The sequence below is a fragment of the Streptomyces sp. NPDC026062 genome, from assembly GCF_055568375.1.
In genome coordinates this window covers 93,284-109,526 of sequence record NZ_JBVHOQ010000027.1, presented here as the reverse complement: position 1 = coordinate 109,526, position 16,243 = coordinate 93,284, and the positions used below count along the sequence as shown (strand labels likewise).

Below are 16,243 nucleotides of genomic sequence, written 5' to 3'. Positions count from 1 at the left end.
ACTGCTGTGACCGGTGTGGCCGATGAGGCCTGTGGGGCGGGTGGTAGAAAGAAGCCACGCCCGGTGCGGTCGTCGCCGGACGACCACGACCGCACCGCACCGCACCGCACCACAGGCACCGACGGAACAACAACGGGACAGGGGGACGGGCCGATGAGCCAGCCGCCCGGACAGCAGCCGCCGCATGGTGGGTTCGGAGATCCTTACGACCCGCCGCCCGGGACGTACCCACCACCGGCCGCCCCGCCGCAGCCCGCCGGCCCGTACGGCAACCAGCCCGGTCCGTACGGGAGCCCGCCCGGCTCGTACGCCAACCAGCCCGGTCCGTACGGGAGCCCGCCCGGCTCGTACGCCAACCAGCCCGGTCCGTACGGCAGTCAGCCGGGCTCGTACGCCAACCAGCCCGGTCCGTACGGGAGCCCGCCCGGCCCCTACAACCAGCCGGCGCAGGGTCACGGATACGGCTACCCGCCCCAGCAGCAGCCTCCGCAGCCGCAGGGCCATGGCTATCCGGCGCAGCCGCAGCAGCCGGGCTACGGCTACCCGACGCAGCCTCCGCAGCCCGGCGGGCCGGGCCGCGGTGGCCGGTTCCGCGGCCGGACCGGGATGCTCATCGGCGGCCTGCTCGCGGTGGCCGTCCTGGCGGGCGGCGGCATCTGGCTCGCCACCGGGGACGACGGGACCGGCGGGAAGCCCGCGGCCGACGGCGGCCACAGCTCCGCACCGCCCGCTCCCGCGCCGACCGTGGACCAGGGCGACGGCAAGGGCGACACCGACGACGACGGTACGGTCACCCCCCGCGAGGAGGCCGCCGAGATCAACGCGGCGCTCAAGCCGGGGGAGTCGAAGGCCCTCTGGATCCAGAAGAGCGGCGTCGACCTCCCGGAGGGCGGCGAGGACGTGTACGGCCCGTGGTTCGCCGGCGACACCGTCGTCACGGCCATGTACCACACGGTCACGGGCTATTCGGCCACCGACGGCACGCTCAAGTGGAGCCTGCGGCTGCCCACCGACGTGTGTGCCGCGCCCACCAGGCCCACCGCCGACGGCAAGATCGTCCTGGGGATCGACGACAGCGCGTCGGCGGACGCGTACTGCGACAACCTCCAGATGGTCGACCTCACCACGGGCAAGGCCGGCTGGCGCAAGCAGTACGCCCGCGAGGGCACCTGGGACGGGCTCTCCGACCTCGCGATGTCGATCAACGGTGGCACCGTGACCGTGGGGCGCACCAGCAGGACCGACGCCTTCCGGGTCAGTGACGGCAAGGTGCTGTTCGGCAGACTGCCCGGCAACTGCCAGCCGTTCGGCTTCGCCAGCGGTCCCGTGGCGATCGCCGCGGCGAGCTGCCAGACCGCAGCCGACGACCACAAGGAACACCAGGTGCAGCGGATCGACCCCGTCACCGGCAAGGTGCGGTGGACGTACAAGGTCAAGAAGGGCTGGCAGGTCGCGCAGATCTACTCCACCGACCCCATCGTGATCTCGCTCACGCAGCCGGAGAAGTGGGGGATCCTGGTGCTCAACGCCAACGGCACCTACCGCACCCAGCTTTCCGGGGGTCCCGGCGAGTACGCCGTCTCCTGCGACAAGGACCGGCGCGTCAAGGGGGCCAACCTCGACAGCTGTGTCGGGGTGGCCGCCGGAGCGAACACGTTCTACATGGCGACCAAGGCCGTCGACCTCAAGACCGGCGACGGCAACAAGATCGCCGCCTTCGACCTCTCCACCGGCAAGTCCACGTGGACGGTCAGTTCCCCCAAGGACCAGGCCCTCACCCCGCTGCGGACGGAGGGCGGCAAACTGCTGATGTACCTCGCAGCGGCGAAGAACAAGGGAGGCGGCATCGCCTCCCTCCCGGCCACCGGCGGTACATGGAGCATGGTGGTGCGGCACCCGGCGGCGGCCTCCCTCCTGGAGCGCAGCTTCTACGAGCGGAACGTCTCCTACGTGGGCGGCCGCACCTTCATCACGAATTCGCGGATCAGTGGCATGGACGACGAGGAGATCGAGACACGATCCATCGTGGCCTTCGGCAACTGACGGCCGATCAGGGCCCGCACAGGCATAACGGCGGTATCACGGGGCGGTTCTCCCTTGGGAACAGGGGCGGACCGAACCTCGGCGGGTGACGGGACGGGTGGTAGAAAGAAGCCCCGCTCGACTGTCGTAACACTGCGGGATCCATGCCCGATTCGCTCCATTTCGCCGTTATTTCAGGGGTCTTCGCCGATTCCCCGGGCTCCGGCGTGATCGCGGGGGAGTCCGGACCGGGCACCGGACCGCACGAAGGGGGACGCGCTGATGACCCAGCCGCCCAGCCAGCAACCGCCGCAGGGAGGCTTCGGCGCTCCGCAGGAGCCGTCGCAGGGGGTCCCGCAGCCGCCCCAGGGCCCGCCGCAGACGCCTCCGCCCGCGCAGCCGCCCCAGGCGCCGGCCACCCAGCCGGGATATGGCTACCCCCAGCAGCCCGGCCAGGCGCCGGGCCAGACACAGCAGTCGGGCCCCTACGGTCAGCCGCAGCAGCCCGGTCCGTACGCCCAGCAGCCCGGCCCCTACGGCCAGCAGCAGTCCGGCCCGTACGGCCAGCCGCAGCAGCCGGGTGCCTACGCCCAGCAGCCGCCCGGCCCGTACGGCCAGCAGCAGCAGCCCGGTTACGGCTATCCGCAGCAGCAGTACCCGGCCGCACCGGTCCCCGCGACGACCGGTGGTGGCGGTGGCCCGTTCAAGGGCAAGCCCGCGGCCATCATCGGTGCCGCCGTCGCCGCGCTCCTGGTCATCGGCGGCGGTGTCTACCTGCTGTCGGGGGGCGACGACGACAAGGAGCCGGTCGCCAAGGAGAGCGGCGCGGTCAAGACGCCGACCCCGTCGCCCACCGTCGACGAGGGCGACGGCAACGGCACCGGCCGCGAGGGCGACGACGACCTGAACGGCGGGCGCAAGCCGGGCGAGGCGAAGGTCCTCTGGCTCCAGAAGAACGACGTCGACCTGCCGCGCAACGGCGCGGACGTGTACGGCCCGTGGATCGTCGGCGACACCATAGTCAAGGGCATGTACCGGACGGTCTCCGGCTACTCGGTGGCCGACGGCAAGGAGAAGTGGAAGCTGAAGCTTCCCGCCGACATCTGCTCCGCCCCGTCGCAGACCACCGCGGACGGCAAGATCGTCATCGCGGTGAAGAACGGCACGACCGACAAGGCCGACTGTTCCGCCCTCCAGCTGATCGACCTCAACACCGGGAAGGCGGGGTGGAAGAAGGAGGTCAAGAAGAGCGGGCTCTTCGACATGATGTCGGATCTCTCCCTCGCCATCAGCGGCAACACCGTGACGGTCGGCCGCACCGGCGCCTCCAACGCGTACCGGGTCAGCGACGGCAAGGAGCTCTTCGGCAAGCGCGCCGGAACCTGCCAGCCGTTCGCCTTCGCCGGCGGCCCCAAGCTGATCGCCGCGACCAGCTGCCGGACCGACGACCCGTACAACCCGCAGCAGCAGATCGAGCAGATCGACCCGAACACCGGCACGCCGAAGTGGACCTACAAGCCGGCCCGGGGCTGGGAGGTCGACAACATCTACTCGGTGAGCCCGCTCATCGTTTCGCTGACCAAGGGCAGCGGCGACGACAAGAAGTGGAGCATCCTCGCGATCAAGGAGAACGGCTCGCTGCGCTCCCAGGTCGTCAGCGACAAGGGTGACAAGTTCCCGACGGGCTGCGGCAACGCCTTCGCCATCTTCGGCAAGCCCGTCGACGGCTGCGACGGTGTCACGGCCGACGCCAACACGCTCTACATGCGGACGCAGGACGACACCGGCGGCTCCGGCCGTACCAATCAGGTCGTCGCGTTCAACCTGAACACCGGCAAGACGAAGTGGAAGGCGAAGGCCCCGGCCGAGCAGACCATGAAGCCGCTGCGGATGGAGGGCGGAAGCCTCCTGCTCTACGTGGACGCGGGCTACGGCAAGGGCGGCGGCATCGCCACTCTGGGCCCGGCCGGCGGCACCCCGAAGATGCTGCTCAAGCACCCGGACTCCACGTCCGCGGTCGAGAGCGCGTTCTGGAGCGAGCGGATCCTGTACGCGGACGGCCGTTCGTTCATCGCGAGCGGGCGGGTCAGCGCGAGCAACGACGAGGAGGAGCTGGAGACGAAGACCATCATGGCCTTCGGCAAGTAACCGCTCCCCTCGGCACCCGTAGGAACACCACCGGTCGCGGGCGGCGGCAGAACCGCCCGCGACCGGCTCCGCCCCCACCGCCCGACTCCCCTTCCCCAGAGGTACGCAACGCCATGACGCAGCCGCCCCAGCCGCCGCCCAACGACCCGTCCCAGGGCGGGTTCGGCGCGCCGCAGGACCCCCCACCCGGTGGTTTCGGTGCCCCGCAGGACCCGCCGCCCGGTGGTTTCGGCGCCCCGACGCCGCCGCCCGCCGACCCGTTCGGCAAGCAGCCGGCCACCCCGCCGCCACCGGCACCGGGCGGCTACGGCACTCCGCCGCCCGCGGGTCAGCCGCAGCAGCAGCCCGGCTACGGCACCCCGCCGCCCGCGGGCCCGCCCCAGCAGCAGCCCGGCTACGGTTATCCGCAGGGCCAGCCGCAGCAGCCCGGCTACGGCTATCCACAGGGCCAGCCGACGCAGCCGTCCGGGTACGGATTCCCACCCGGCCAGGCTCCCCAGCAGGGGTACGGGTTCCCGCCCAGCCAGCCGACGCAGCAGCAGGTCTACGGCTACCCGACCGCCCCGATGCAGCAGCCCCAGCAGCCCGGCGGCGACGGACCCAAGAAGTTCTCCACCCAGTCCCAGATCATCGTCGCCGCGGTGGTCGTCGTCGCGCTGATCATCGGCGCCGGTGTCTGGTTCGCGTCGAGCGGCGGCGACGACGACGAAGGAAAGAAGAACGAGGCGTCCACCTCCGCCGGCACCACCGGCGAGAACAAGGGCGGCGGTTCGGACGGCGGCGGCGTCGGAGGCGGTGGCAAGGAGAAGGCCCCGGCCAACGTCAAGGCCCGCGTCGGCTTCCAGCTTCCGCAGCCCAAGGTCACCGAGGTCACCACGGTCGCCGGTTCCTGGCTGACCGACAAGGCGTACGTGAAGACGGGCGTCAACGAGATCGTCGGCTACGACCTGGTCAAGGGCACCAAGCTCTGGTCGATCCCGCTCGACGGCCAGCTGTGCGCCGCGTCCCGGCACATGAGCAAGGACTTCAAGACGGCCGTGGCCTTCGAGGAGGGCAAGCGCAGCGCGGCGAACAAGTACCCCACCTGCAACCAGGTGGGCGCGCTGGACCTGAACACCGGCAAGCTCCTGTGGAGCAAGTCGGTGACCGCGTCCACCGGCGGTGACCGCCCGGTCCGGTTCGACGAGATCACCGTCAGCGGCACCACGGTCGCCGCCGGCGGCACCGAGGGCGGTGCGGCCTTCGACCTGAGCACCGGCGCCGAGCGCTGGAAGCCGAAGGTCAGCACGGACGGCTGCTACGACAAGGGGTACGGCGGCGGCGACGCGCTCGCCGTGGTCCGCAAGTGCGGGACGTACGACGACCCGCAGCTCGTCATCCAGGCCCTGAACCCGACGACGGGCGCCCCGCTCTCCTCGTACAAGATGCCGCCCGGCGTCGACTACGCGAGCATCGTCTCCACCAAGCCGCTGGTCGTCGCCGCCGATGTCGGCGACACCGCGGGCGACGGCAGCGGTATCTCGGACTTCTTCTCGATCGACGCGTCCAGCGGCAAGCTGCTCACCAAGATCGCGGCGGACGGCGAGAAGTACGCGGCGAGCTGCCGTTCCACCAAGGTCGAGAGCTGCCAGCACCTCGCCGTCGGGAACAACCGCATCTACCTGCCCACCGAGGAACACGAGGGCACGGGCGACTACGGCAACACCAACGAGATCGTCTCGTTCGACCTGACCACCGGCAAGCCGACCAGTGACCGGGCCGACGCGGGTGAGCGCTACTCGATGTTCCCCGTCCGCATGGACGGCGGCAACATCATCGCGTACCGGGAGCCCCCCTACGACAAGGGCGGCCAGATCGTCTCCATCGACGGCGGCACCTTCAAGCAGACCGTGCTGATGGACAACCCGGGTGACGAAGCCGTCCGGGACGCGGAGACCAGCTTCTCCTCGGACTACGCCGAGTACCTCTACGGCAACGGCCGGCTGTACATCTCCGAGACGATGGTCAGCAAGCCGAGGGAGAGCTCGCTGGGCGACAAGGAGTACCTCGTCGTCTCGTTCACCACGAGCTGACCGTCGGGTACACGTGTGGGGGTGGAGCCGTGGCTCCACCCCCACACGCATGTCATCAATCGTTACGAATGAGGTCTCTTACGGTCAGCAGGCGGATGGCAACAGTCAGAATCTAGCCATGACGAGCCATCAACTCGCCCCGAAAGCCCTCGAAACGGGCTATCTCGATCCTTCTGTCGGCTAAGCCGCCCGCCGCATCGAACATGCGTGTAACTTGCCGGGTCTGGAAAGGGGCCGGGGGGCCTGCTGGTGCTAGGGGGGGTGCTCGATGGGCGTGCGGCTCATGGTGATCGATGACCACAGACTGCTGGCCGAGGCGCTTGCCTCGGCTCTGAAGCTGCGCGGGCACCGGGTGCTCGCCGCCGCCGCGCCCACCTCGGGGGCGGCGGAGCTGGTCGTCGGCAGGGCTCCGGAGATCTGCCTGTTCGGTACGGCGTTACCCGCCGAACCCGGCACCTTCGACCCGATTGTCAGGATCAGGCGTGAGCGCCCGCAGACCGCCGTGGTGGTGCTGGGTCCGGTGCCCAGCCCGCGCGGCATCGCGGCGGCCTTCGCGGCGGGCGCCGCGGGATACGTCCGTCACGACGAGCGCATCGAAGGCGTCGAGCGGGCGATGGTCAAGGCGCGTGCGGGCGAGGCGGCGATCGCCCCACAGCTCCTCCAGGGCGCCTTCGCCGAGCTGCTCAACCCGGCGGCGCAGCCGGACGACGAGGGCCGGCGGCTGCTGGGGATGCTCACCCCGCGCGAGGTCGAGGTCCTGATCCGGGTCGCCGAGGGCGAGGACACCCGGCTGATCGCGGCCGGTATGCGGATCGCGCCGAGCACCGCCCGTACCCATGTGCAGCGCGTGCTGATGAAGCTGGGAGTGGGCTCCCGGCTGGAGGCGGCGGCGCTCGCCGCCCGTACCGGCCTGCTGGACCGGGCGGCCCTGGGGGCATCGCAGGGCCCGGACTCCGGCCGCTGACGGGTCCGGCCCTCGGTCATGTAAGGGGCTGGCTGGTGCGTCAGTTGACGGCCGTGTCCGTAGCGCCGGACGCGAGCGGCTGAGGCGGGGCCCGCGCGCGCCCGCTGGTCCGGTGCGGCGTCAGCGCCGGGCTCACGCGTTTCCCTCGGGCTCACTGTTTCCCTCGGGCGGGCCGGCTCCTTCGGGCGTGGCGGCTCCTTCGGGCGGGTCGGCTCCCGCGGCGCCCTCGCGAGGTGTGCGGCGGGCGCGTGTGCGGTGAGTGCTCGTGCGGCGAGCGCCTGCGCGGCGGGCGCTTCCGGGCCGGCTCCTGCCGTGCGGGCTCGCGTCATCGACGCGCCTCCGGTCGTCGTCGTACGGCACATCAAGGCCCCTTCCCTCCTCCCTCCTTCTCTCTCCTCCTTCCACCCTCCCGGCCGCCACCGGGGTCCGCTCGTTGACGAGCTTGTTGGCTTGTGGTTAATTGTGTTTGGTTCTGTTTGGGAGGAGTCTGGTGAAGAAGACGGTTACGATGCTCGCCGACGGCCGGGAGCTGATCTACTACGACGGCCGTGACGACGTCGTCCGCGACGCAGTCGACCCGCGTCCTCTCGACCCGGTCTCCACCTCCTCCGAGGTCCGCCACGACCCGCTGCTCGGCGACAGCGTCGCCATCGCCTCGCACCGCCAGGGCCGCATCTACCACCCGCCGGCCGACGAGTGCCCGCTCTGTCCCTCGCGCGAGGGACGGCAGAGCGAGATCCCGGAGCCGGACTACGACGTCGCCGTCTTCGAGAACCGCTTCCCCTCGCTCGCCGGGGACTCCGGCCGCTGCGAGGTCGTCTGCTTCACCTCCGACCACGACGCGTCCTTCGCCGACCTCACCGAGGAGCAGGCCGCGCTCGTCCTGGAGGCGTGGACCGACCGCACCGCGGAGCTCGCCGAGCTCCCGCAGGTCACGCAGGTGTTCTGCTTCGAGAACCGGGGCGCCGAGATCGGCGTCACGCTCGGCCACCCGCACGGCCAGATCTACGGCTATCCCTTCGTCACCCCGCGCACCCGGCTGATGCTCCGCTCCGCCGCCGCCCACCGCGCGGAGACCGGCGGCAACCTCTTCGACGACGTGGTGGCGCGCGAGGAGGCGGACGGTTCGCGGATCGTGCTCGCCGCCGAGCACTGGGTGGCCTTCGTGCCGTACGCGGCGCACTGGCCGTACGAGGTCCACCTCTACCCGCGCCACCGCGTCCCCGACCTGCGGGAGCTCGACGAGGCGGCGCGCACGGAATTCCCACAGGTCTATCTGGAACTCTTGAGGCGATTCGACCGGATCTTCGGCCCCGGCGAGCCGCCGACCCCGTACATCTCCGCCTGGCACCAGGCGCCGTTCGGAGTCGAGGGACGGGATGACTTCGGGCTCCATCTGGAGCTTTTCACCATCCGACGGACCTCCGGCAAGCTGAAGTTCCTCGCGGGTTCCGAATCCGGCATGAACGTGTTCATCAACGACGTGCCGCCGGAGACCGCGGCCCAGCGACTGCGAGAGGTAGCGAGCGAGTGAGCAAGTCCCCGAAGAAGTACCTGGTGACCGGCGGTGCGGGATACGTGGGCAGCGTGGTCGCCCAGCACCTGCTGGAGGCGGGTCACACCGTCACCGTCCTCGACGACCTCTCCACCGGCTTCCGCGAGGGTGTCCCGGCCGGCGCCGAGTTCATCGAGGGCCGGATCCAGGACGCCGCGAAGTGGCTCGACCCCTCCTACGACGGGGTGCTGCACTTCGCCGCGTACTCGCAGGTCGGCGAGTCCGTCGCCGACCCGGAGAAGTACTGGGTCAACAACGTGGGCGGCTCCACCGCCCTGCTCGCCGCGATGCGCGACGCCGGGGTGCGCACCCTGGTCTTCTCCTCCACCGCCGCCACCTACGGCGAACCGGTCTCCAGCCCCATCACCGAGACCGACCCCACCGCCCCCACCAGCCCCTACGGCGCCACCAAGCTCGCCGTCGACCACATGATCTCCGGTGAGGCGGCCGCGCACGGCCTCGCCGCCGTCTCGCTGCGCTACTTCAACGTGGCGGGGGCGTACGGCAGTTGCGGCGAGCGGCACAGCCCCGAGTCCCACCTCATCCCGCTGGTCCTCCAGGTCGCGCTCGGGCAGCGCGAGTCGATCTCCGTGTACGGCGACGACTACCCCACCCCCGACGGCACCTGCGTCCGCGACTACATCCACGTCGCCGACCTCGCCGAGGCCCATCTGCTGGCCCTCGACGCCGCCACCGGGGGCGAGCACCTGATCTGCAACCTCGGCAACGGCAACGGCTTCTCGGTCCGCGAGGTCATCGAGACGGTCCGCGAGGTCACCGGCCACCCCGTCCCCGAGACCGCGGCCCCCCGCCGCGGCGGCGACCCGGCCGTCCTCGTCGCCTCCGCCGCCACTGCCAGGGAGCGGCTCGGCTGGCGGCCGACCCGCGCCGACCTGGCCGGAATCGTCTCCGACGCCTGGACGTTCGCCCGCCGAGAGGAGCCCACCGCACCATGACCGACAACGCTGAGCCGACCACCTCCTTCACCGATCTCACCGCCTCGTTCACCGAGCTGTACGGGAACGCGCCCGAGGGGGTCTGGGCCGCCCCCGGCCGGGTCAACCTGATCGGCGAGTACACGGACTTCAACGACGGCTTCGTGATGCCGCTCGCGCTGCCGCACACCGCACGGGCCGCCGCGGCCCGCCGTACCGACGGCGAGCTGCGGCTGCACTCCACCGATGTGCCGGGCGGTGTCGTCCAGCTCCGCGTCGACGAGCTGGCCCCGAACGAGGGCCACGGCTGGGCCGCCTACCCGGCCGGGGTCGTCTGGGCGCTGCGGGAGGCCGGCCACGAGATCACCGGTGCCGACATCCAGCTGTCCTCCACCGTCCCCACCGGCGCCGGGCTCTCCTCGTCCGCCGCGCTCGAAGTGGTGACCGGACTGGCCCTGAACGACCTCTTCGGGCTCGGCCTCACCCCGGCCGAGCTGGCGGTCCTCGCCCAGCGCGCCGAGAACGCGTTCGTCGGCGTCCCCTGCGGTGTCATGGACCAGATGGCGTCGGCCTGCTGCACCGAGGGCCACGCCCTGCACCTGGACACCCGCGATCTCACCCAGCGCCAGGTCCCCTTCGACCTGGCCGCCCAGGGACTGCGGCTCCTGGTCGTCGACACCCGGGTCAAGCACGCGCTGGGCGACGGCGCGTACGCGGAGCGGCGGGCCGGCTGCGAGGAGGGCGCCCGGCTCCTCGGCATCCGGACCCTGCGCGAGCTTCCGTACGCGGAACTGGGCACCGCGCTCGACACCCTGGCCGCGGCCGGTGCGGACGAGTCCGTCGTGCGCTACGTACGCCATGTGGTCGGCGACAACCAGCGTGTCGAGCAGGTCATCGCGCTGCTGGACGCGGGCGAGGTGCGCGCGGCCGGACCGGTCCTCACGGCGGGCCATGTCTCGCTCCGTGACGATCTGCGGGTCTCCTGCGTGGAGTTGGACCTGGTCGTCGAGACGGCGAACGAGGCCGGCGCCCTCGGCGCGCGGATGACCGGCGGCGGTTTCGGCGGCTCGGCGATCGTGCTCGTGGAGGAGTCGCGGGCGGACATGGTCACCAAGTCCGTGCGTGAGGCCTTCGCCGCCGCGGGCTACGCGGCCCCGGGCGTCTTCCCCGCGGTGCCGTCCGCAGGGGCACGCCGGCTCGGCTGAGCCGTCGGGACCGTCCGGGCCGTCTGAGCCGTCCGGGCCGTCGGGGCCGTCGGGACCGTCGGGGCCGTCCGGGCCGTCCGCCGGATGTTCGTCACAGCTCCTTGGTGAGCGTGAACTCGGTGACGCCGGGCGGGTAGTTCTCGACCCGCCCGCTCACCTCGTAACCCCGCCTCCGGTAGAAGTCCGGGGCCTGGAAGTCCCAGGTCTCCACCCGGGAGCGGGCGCAGGACCGGTCCGTGCGGGCCACCCGTTCCGCCTCGGCGAGCAGCCGCGAGCCGAGGCCGGAACCCCGGTGCTGTGCGTCGACCCAGAGCAGATCCACATGCAGCCAGTACGCCCAGGTGCGTCCGGTCAGCCCCGCGGCGACCCGCCCCTCGGCGGTCAGCGCCCATACCTCCAGCGGGACTTCGAGCGCGGCGGGTGTATCGCGCAGTGCGCGGATCCGAGGTGAGCGTGCGGTGTTGTCGTCACGCAGCCACCTGTACAGCAGCTGACGTCGCTCTTTGTCCACTTCTGCCTCAAGACGGAACATGCGTCACAGCCTAGGACCGGACGAGCCGTCAGTTCTGCGAATCGGCTTCCGCTTCGGGCCGCCGCCCGTACCCTGATGCACAGTACCGGCGGGGGCCGGTGCTGATTCAGGGGTACGAGACAGCCGGGTGCGACGCCCGGGGCGGAGGGGCAGTCGGAACACGGCGGCGGCCGTGGACTGCGGTTCAACTCCTCGTCCCGGGCGTCGCACCCGCGCCGGTCCGGCCCCGCAGGGGGGTGCGCTTCTCGGGCGCTCCAGAACACACAGCGTGGGGGTGCCTGTGGCCCGTATCCGGGTTCTCGTCGTCGACGACCACCGCATTTTCGCCGAGTCACTCGCCGCGGCGCTGGCCGCCGAGCCGGACGTCGACGTCTCCGCGGCCGGCAGCGGTCCGGCCGCCCTGCGGTGTCTGGAGCGCGCGGCGGCCGAGGGGCGCGGTTACGACGTGATACTGGTCGATGCCGAACTGGGCATCGTACGGCCGTCCGGCCCCCCGGCCCTGGGCCCGGTGCCCGCCCCCAGGGCCGGGGGGAACGGCCCGGCCGACGGCATCTCCCTGGTGTCCGGCATCCGTGCGCTGCGGCCTTCGGTGCGCACGGTGGTCCTCGCCGAGAAGGACGACCCGCGCCGGGCCGCGCTCGCGCTCCAGGCGGGCGCCTGCGGCTGGGTCGCCAAGGACAGCTCGCTGCAACGGCTGCTCGCGGTGATCCGGGGCGTACTGCGCGAGGAGACGCATCTGCCGCCCGCGCTGCTCACCGGCGTACTGCGGGAGCTGATGGCGGACCGCAAGCACCGCTCCGACAGCGAACAGCTCGTCGAGTCCCTGACCCCGCGCGAGCGCGAGGTGCTGCGCTGCATGGTGGCGGGACTCGGCCGCAAGGCGGTGGCGGAGCGGCTCTTCCTCTCCCCGCACACGGTGCGTACGCATATGCAGAACGTGCTGGGGAAGCTGGGCGTGCACTCGACGCTGGCGGCTGTCGCGCTGGCGAGACGGGCGGGCGTCGGCCCGGTGGACCTGGAGTCACCCGCCCCGGTCCCGGAAGCGGTGGCGGGACGGTCGTCAGCCGGGGATGTTGTCGAACGGGGCGGTCAGTCGGCGTAGCAGCCCGGCCAGTTCGCCACGCTGCTGGCGGGAGAGTTCGCCCAGGATCGCGCGCTCCTGGGCGAGCAGCCCGGCCAGTGACTGATCGGCCTTGTCACGGCCCTCGGCGGTCAGCCGGACCAGCACGCCGCGGCGGTCGCTGGGGTCGGGGAGCCGCTCGACGAGATTCTTCTTGGTCAGCCGGTCGATGCGGTTGGTCATCGTGCCCGAGGTGACCAGGGTCTGGGTGAGCAGCTGGCCGGGGGAGAGCTGGTACGGGGCGCCGGCGCGGCGCAGCGACGTGAGGACGTCGAACTCCCACGGCTCCAGGTGGTGCTCGGCGAAGGCGATTCTGCGGGCCCGGTCGAGGTGGCGGGCCAGGCGGGAGACGCGGCTGAGGACCTCGAGTGGTTCCACGTCGAGGTCAGGGCGCTCGCGGCGCCACGCAGCGACCAGTCGGTCGACCTCGTCCTCCATGTGGATCAGTGTAGAGGGTCTGTCGACATGAAGTCTCTTGAATTCGAGTCTCTTGACATCAAGATATGTCCGGGCGGATCCTGGTCCGCATGACCACACCCGTCTGGGACCCGCACCAGTACCTGCGCCACGCGGACCACCGCACCCGCCCCTTCCTCGACCTGCTGGCCCGCGTCCCCGGACCGCCGGACGCCGCACCCCGCGTCGCCGACCTCGGCTGCGGCGCGGGCAACGTCACGGCCCTGCTCGCCGCCCGCTGGCCGGCGGCCCGTATCACCGGCTACGACAACTCCCCGCAGATGCTGGAGCGGGCCCGCGCCCACGCCACCCCCCTGCTGGACTTCGCCGAGGCCGACGCCGCGACCTGGGCCCCCTCGGAGCCGTACGACCTGATCATCTCCAACGCCCTGCTCCAATGGGTCCCCGGCCACGCCGACCGCCTTCCCGAGTGGCTGGACGCGCTCACCCCCGGCGGCACCCTCGCCCTCCAGGTCCCGGGCAACTTCGGCCGGCCCTCGCACGCCCTGATGCGCGAACTGGCCGAGTCCTCGCGCTGGCGTGCCCGCCTGGGCGGCCGGCTGCGGCACACGGACGCGGTCCTGAGCCCCGCCGGCTACCTGGACCGCCTCGCCGGCCCCGGCCGCACCGCCGACGTCTGGGAGACCACCTACCTCCACCTCCTGCACGGCGAGGACGCCGTCCTGGACTGGGTGAAGGGCACCGGACTGCGCCCGGTCCTCACCGCCCTCGCCGACGACGAGGAGGCCCGTGACGCCTTCCTCGCCGAATACCGCGACCTGCTCCGCGCCGCGTATCCCCCGGGCCCGCACGGCACGGTCTTCCCGTTCCGCCGGATCTTCGCCGTCGCCCACCTGGAGAAGTGGTGATCGCCGCCGTCGACCACGTCCAGCTGGCCGCACCCGAGGGCTCCGAGGACGTACTGCGCGCGTACTACGCCGGCATCCTCGGCATGACGGAGATCCCCAAGCCGCCGGTCCTGGCCGCCCGGGGCGGCTGCTGGTTCGCGGCCGGCCCGGTCCAGCTCCACCTGGGCGTCGAGTCCGGCTTCCGCCCGGCCCGCAAGGCCCATCCCGGTCTGCGCGTCATCGGCATCGAGGCGTACGCGGCGCGGCTGGCGGAGCGCGGCGCCGAGGTGATCTGGGACGGAAACCTGCCGGGCCACCGCCGCTTCCACAGCCACGACCCGGTGGGCAACCGGCTGGAGTTCCTGGAACCGGACGGGGCCCCGGCACCGGAGAACCGGTGACGGAGCCCCGTCGCGTGACCATGCCGAGTCGTTCAGTTCTTGCGGTGCCCGATCAGCCGGGGCTTCGACTCCAGGTTCTCCAGGCCGTGCCACGCCAGATTCACCAGATGGGCGGCGACCTCCGCCTTCTTGGGCTTGCGCGCGTTCACCCACCACTGACCCGTCAGCGCCACCATCCCGACCAGCGCCTGCGCGTACAGCGGGGCCAGCTTCGGATCGAAGCCCCGGGCCTTGAACTCCAGCCCCAGGATGTCCTCCACCTGCGTGGCGATATCGCTGATCAGCGAGGCGAACGTGCCGGTCGACTGGGCCACCGGCGAGTCACGGACCAGGATCCGGAAACCGTCCGTGTACGTCTCGATGTAGTCCAGCAGCGCGAACGCCGCCTGCTCCAGCAGCTCACGCGGATGACCGGCGGTCAGCGCACTCGTCACCATGTCCAGGAGCTGGCGCATCTCCCGGTCCACCACCACGGCGTACAGCCCCTCCTTGCCGCCGAAGTGCTCGTAGACCACCGGCTTGGAGACCCCGGCACGCGCCGCGATCTCCTCCACCGAGGTGCCTTCGAAACCCTTGTCGGCGAAGAGGGTGCGACCGATGTCGAGCAGCTGCTCGCGGCGTTCCTTCCCGGTCATCCGCACCCGGCGGGCGCGCCGGGCCGAAGGTGCACGGGTGTTCTCGCTGCTTGCGCTCGATTCGGTCGCCACGTCGTCAATCATGCCGCTTCGGCTCGCGCGGGGTGGCGCCGGGACTCGATACGGGCGGCGTCGGGCCAGCGCACGTCGGTCGCCCAGCCCAGCTTCTCGAACCAGCGGATCAGCCGTGCGCTCGAATCGATCTGACCCCGCATCACACCGTGGCGCGCACTCGTCGGGTCCGCGTGGTGCAGATTGTGCCAGGACTCGCCGCAGGACAGGATCGCCAGCCACCACACGTTGCCGGACCTGTCACGGGACTTGAAGGGACGCTTGCCGACCGCGTGGCAGATCGAGTTGATCGACCACGTCACATGGTGCAGCAGCGCCACCCGAACGAGTGATCCCCAGAAGAACGCGGTCGCCGCACCCCACCACGACATCGTGACCAGGCCCCCCACCAACGGCGGAATGGCCAGCGAGACGACCGTGAAGGTGAGGAAGTGACGGGAGATGCCGCGGATCACCGGGTCCCTGACGAGGTCGGGGGCGTACTTCTGCTGAGGCGTCCGCTCCTCGTCGAACATCCAGGCGATGTGCGCCCACCAGAGGCCCTTCATCAGGGCCGGCAGCGTCTCGCCGAATCGCCACGGCGAATGCGGGTCGCCCTCGGCGTCCGAGAAGCGGTGGTGCTTGCGGTGGTCGGCCACCCAGCGGACCACCGGACCCTCCACCGCCAGTGAACCGGCCACGGCCAGGGCGATCCGGAGCGGACGCTTCGCCTTGAACGAGCCATGCGTGAAGTACCGGTGGAAGCCGATCGTGATGCCGTGGCAGCCGATGAAGTACATCGCCACCATCAGACCCAGGTCGAGCCAGCTCACACCGCGGCCCCAGGCCAGCGGCACCGCCGCGACCAGAGCCACGAACGGCACGACGATGAACAGCAGGAGCGCGATCTGTTCGATCGACCGCTTGTTGTCCCCGCCGAGCGTGGCGGAGAGAAGGACCTGATCGCCGGCCGGCTGAGCGGCCTCGATCACTTCGGGGCTGGTCTTCATTGGGGAGTCCCCTGGGGGGTGAGAATTCGGCGGAAAGGCAGGGCCCCCTCCGAACGGGAGACCCTCGGGCTACGCACCCGTAACCTACGGTGTCGTAAGTATGGCAGCGGGGAGGCCCGCCACACGAGAGGGCGAGGAGACGGCACGTACGAGTGCTATATGGGGTAGGGACAGCACGCGGCCCCGCACGTGTCCGTGGCGCACAGGCGGGCACCTCTCGGGGCGCGAACAGCACCGACAGCACGGACACCTATCCTGGAGAGGTCGGACAGCGCGGTCCGCACCCTGC

14 protein-coding genes are annotated in these 16,243 nt (G+C 71.3%); 10 read left to right on the top strand and 4 right to left on the bottom strand.

Annotated features, from left to right (window positions below):
• Window positions 1-153 precede the first annotated feature (153 nt).
• From ACZ4LX_RS24170 to galK, 7 genes are all read left to right on the top strand, one after another.
• Window positions 154-2,043, top strand: coding sequence for an outer membrane protein assembly factor BamB family protein (locus ACZ4LX_RS24170; RefSeq protein WP_467650368.1), 1,890 nt, complete (start codon window positions 154-156; stop codon window positions 2,041-2,043).
• A 261-nt stretch (window positions 2,044-2,304) separates the two neighbouring features.
• The gene (locus ACZ4LX_RS24165; protein WP_467650369.1) at window positions 2,305-4,170 is read left to right on the top strand and encodes an outer membrane protein assembly factor BamB family protein; all 1,866 of its coding nucleotides are present in this window, start codon (window positions 2,305-2,307) and stop codon (window positions 4,168-4,170) included.
• Between the two features lie 113 nt (window positions 4,171-4,283).
• Entirely contained in the window at window positions 4,284-6,242 is a 1,959-nt protein-coding gene (locus ACZ4LX_RS24160) for an outer membrane protein assembly factor BamB family protein (RefSeq protein ID WP_467650370.1), read from the top strand.
• Between the two features lie 268 nt (window positions 6,243-6,510).
• The gene (locus ACZ4LX_RS24155) at window positions 6,511-7,206 is read left to right on the top strand and encodes a helix-turn-helix transcriptional regulator (RefSeq protein ID WP_467650372.1); all 696 of its coding nucleotides are present in this window, start codon (window positions 6,511-6,513) and stop codon (window positions 7,204-7,206) included.
• 490 nt (window positions 7,207-7,696) lie between these two features.
• Window positions 7,697-8,740: a galactose-1-phosphate uridylyltransferase gene (gene galT, locus ACZ4LX_RS24150; RefSeq protein ID WP_467650373.1), complete on the top strand. Its 1,044-nt coding sequence runs from the start codon at window positions 7,697-7,699 to the stop codon at window positions 8,738-8,740.
• Entirely contained in the window at window positions 8,737-9,717 is a 981-nt protein-coding gene (gene galE, locus ACZ4LX_RS24145) for a UDP-glucose 4-epimerase GalE (protein ID WP_467650374.1), read from the top strand. Before galT ends, galE begins: the two co-directional genes overlap by 4 nt.
• Entirely contained in the window at window positions 9,714-10,901 is a 1,188-nt protein-coding gene (galK, locus tag ACZ4LX_RS24140) for a galactokinase (RefSeq protein ID WP_467650375.1), read from the top strand. Before galE ends, galK begins: the two co-directional genes overlap by 4 nt.
• Window positions 10,902-10,992: 91 nt before the next feature.
• Here the strand turns inward: galK and ACZ4LX_RS24135 are convergent, their stop codons facing one another.
• A complete protein-coding gene (locus tag ACZ4LX_RS24135; protein ID WP_467650376.1) occupies window positions 10,993-11,433 on the bottom strand; it encodes a GNAT family N-acetyltransferase in 441 nt (146 codons plus the stop codon).
• 280 nt (window positions 11,434-11,713) lie between these two features.
• Between ACZ4LX_RS24135 and ACZ4LX_RS24130 the strand changes: the two genes are divergently transcribed.
• Complete coding sequence (locus tag ACZ4LX_RS24130; RefSeq protein WP_467650403.1) at window positions 11,714-12,535, top strand: LuxR C-terminal-related transcriptional regulator; 822 nt, start codon at window positions 11,714-11,716, stop codon at window positions 12,533-12,535.
• Here the strand turns inward: ACZ4LX_RS24130 and ACZ4LX_RS24125 are convergent.
• Window positions 12,494-12,991, bottom strand: coding sequence for a MarR family winged helix-turn-helix transcriptional regulator (locus ACZ4LX_RS24125; RefSeq protein ID WP_385287568.1), 498 nt, complete (start codon window positions 12,989-12,991; stop codon window positions 12,494-12,496). The two genes, ACZ4LX_RS24130 and ACZ4LX_RS24125, sit on opposite strands and share 42 nt — an antisense overlap.
• Window positions 12,992-13,080: 89 nt before the next feature.
• Between ACZ4LX_RS24125 and ACZ4LX_RS24120 the strand changes: the two genes are divergently transcribed.
• Together ACZ4LX_RS24120 and ACZ4LX_RS24115 are read left to right on the top strand one after the other, a co-directional pair.
• Window positions 13,081-13,878, top strand: a complete 798-nt coding sequence (locus ACZ4LX_RS24120; RefSeq protein ID WP_467650377.1) for a trans-aconitate 2-methyltransferase — start codon at window positions 13,081-13,083, stop codon at window positions 13,876-13,878.
• On the top strand, window positions 13,875-14,258 hold the full coding sequence (locus tag ACZ4LX_RS24115) for a VOC family protein (protein ID WP_467650378.1): 384 nt from the start codon (window positions 13,875-13,877) through the stop codon (window positions 14,256-14,258). The genes ACZ4LX_RS24120 and ACZ4LX_RS24115 overlap by 4 nt, the downstream gene beginning before the upstream one ends.
• A gap of 32 nt (window positions 14,259-14,290) precedes the next feature.
• Here the strand turns inward: ACZ4LX_RS24115 and ACZ4LX_RS24110 are convergent, their stop codons facing one another.
• Both ACZ4LX_RS24110 and ACZ4LX_RS24105 read right to left on the bottom strand, forming a co-directional pair.
• A complete protein-coding gene (locus tag ACZ4LX_RS24110; protein ID WP_467650379.1) occupies window positions 14,291-14,977 on the bottom strand; it encodes a TetR family transcriptional regulator in 687 nt (228 codons plus the stop codon).
• On the bottom strand, window positions 14,974-15,954 hold the full coding sequence (locus tag ACZ4LX_RS24105) for an acyl-CoA desaturase (protein WP_467650380.1): 981 nt from the start codon (window positions 15,952-15,954) through the stop codon (window positions 14,974-14,976). Before ACZ4LX_RS24105 ends, ACZ4LX_RS24110 begins: the two co-directional genes overlap by 4 nt.
• Window positions 15,955-16,243: the final 289 nt, after the last annotated feature.

What these genes read in the sequence shown, in the direction of transcription:
- ACZ4LX_RS24110 (WP_467650379.1), bottom strand. Translation starts at nt 14,977, where the DNA reads ATGATTGACGACGTGGCGACCGAATCGAGCGCAAGCAGCGAGAACACC.
- ACZ4LX_RS24135 (WP_467650376.1), bottom strand. Translation starts at nt 11,433, where the DNA reads ATGTTCCGTCTTGAGGCAGAAGTGGACAAAGAGCGACGTCAGCTGCTG.
- galK (WP_467650375.1), top strand. Translation starts at nt 9,714, where the DNA reads ATGACCGACAACGCTGAGCCGACCACCTCCTTCACCGATCTCACCGCC.
- ACZ4LX_RS24125 (WP_385287568.1), bottom strand. Translation starts at nt 12,991, where the DNA reads ATGGAGGACGAGGTCGACCGACTGGTCGCTGCGTGGCGCCGCGAGCGC.
- ACZ4LX_RS24105 (WP_467650380.1), bottom strand. Translation starts at nt 15,954, where the DNA reads ATGAAGACCAGCCCCGAAGTGATCGAGGCCGCTCAGCCGGCCGGCGAT.
- ACZ4LX_RS24155 (WP_467650372.1), top strand. Translation starts at nt 6,511, where the DNA reads ATGGGCGTGCGGCTCATGGTGATCGATGACCACAGACTGCTGGCCGAG.
- ACZ4LX_RS24120 (WP_467650377.1), top strand. Translation starts at nt 13,081, where the DNA reads ATGACCACACCCGTCTGGGACCCGCACCAGTACCTGCGCCACGCGGAC.
- ACZ4LX_RS24165 (WP_467650369.1), top strand. Translation starts at nt 2,305, where the DNA reads ATGACCCAGCCGCCCAGCCAGCAACCGCCGCAGGGAGGCTTCGGCGCT.
- ACZ4LX_RS24170 (WP_467650368.1), top strand. Translation starts at nt 154, where the DNA reads ATGAGCCAGCCGCCCGGACAGCAGCCGCCGCATGGTGGGTTCGGAGAT.
- ACZ4LX_RS24160 (WP_467650370.1), top strand. Translation starts at nt 4,284, where the DNA reads ATGACGCAGCCGCCCCAGCCGCCGCCCAACGACCCGTCCCAGGGCGGG.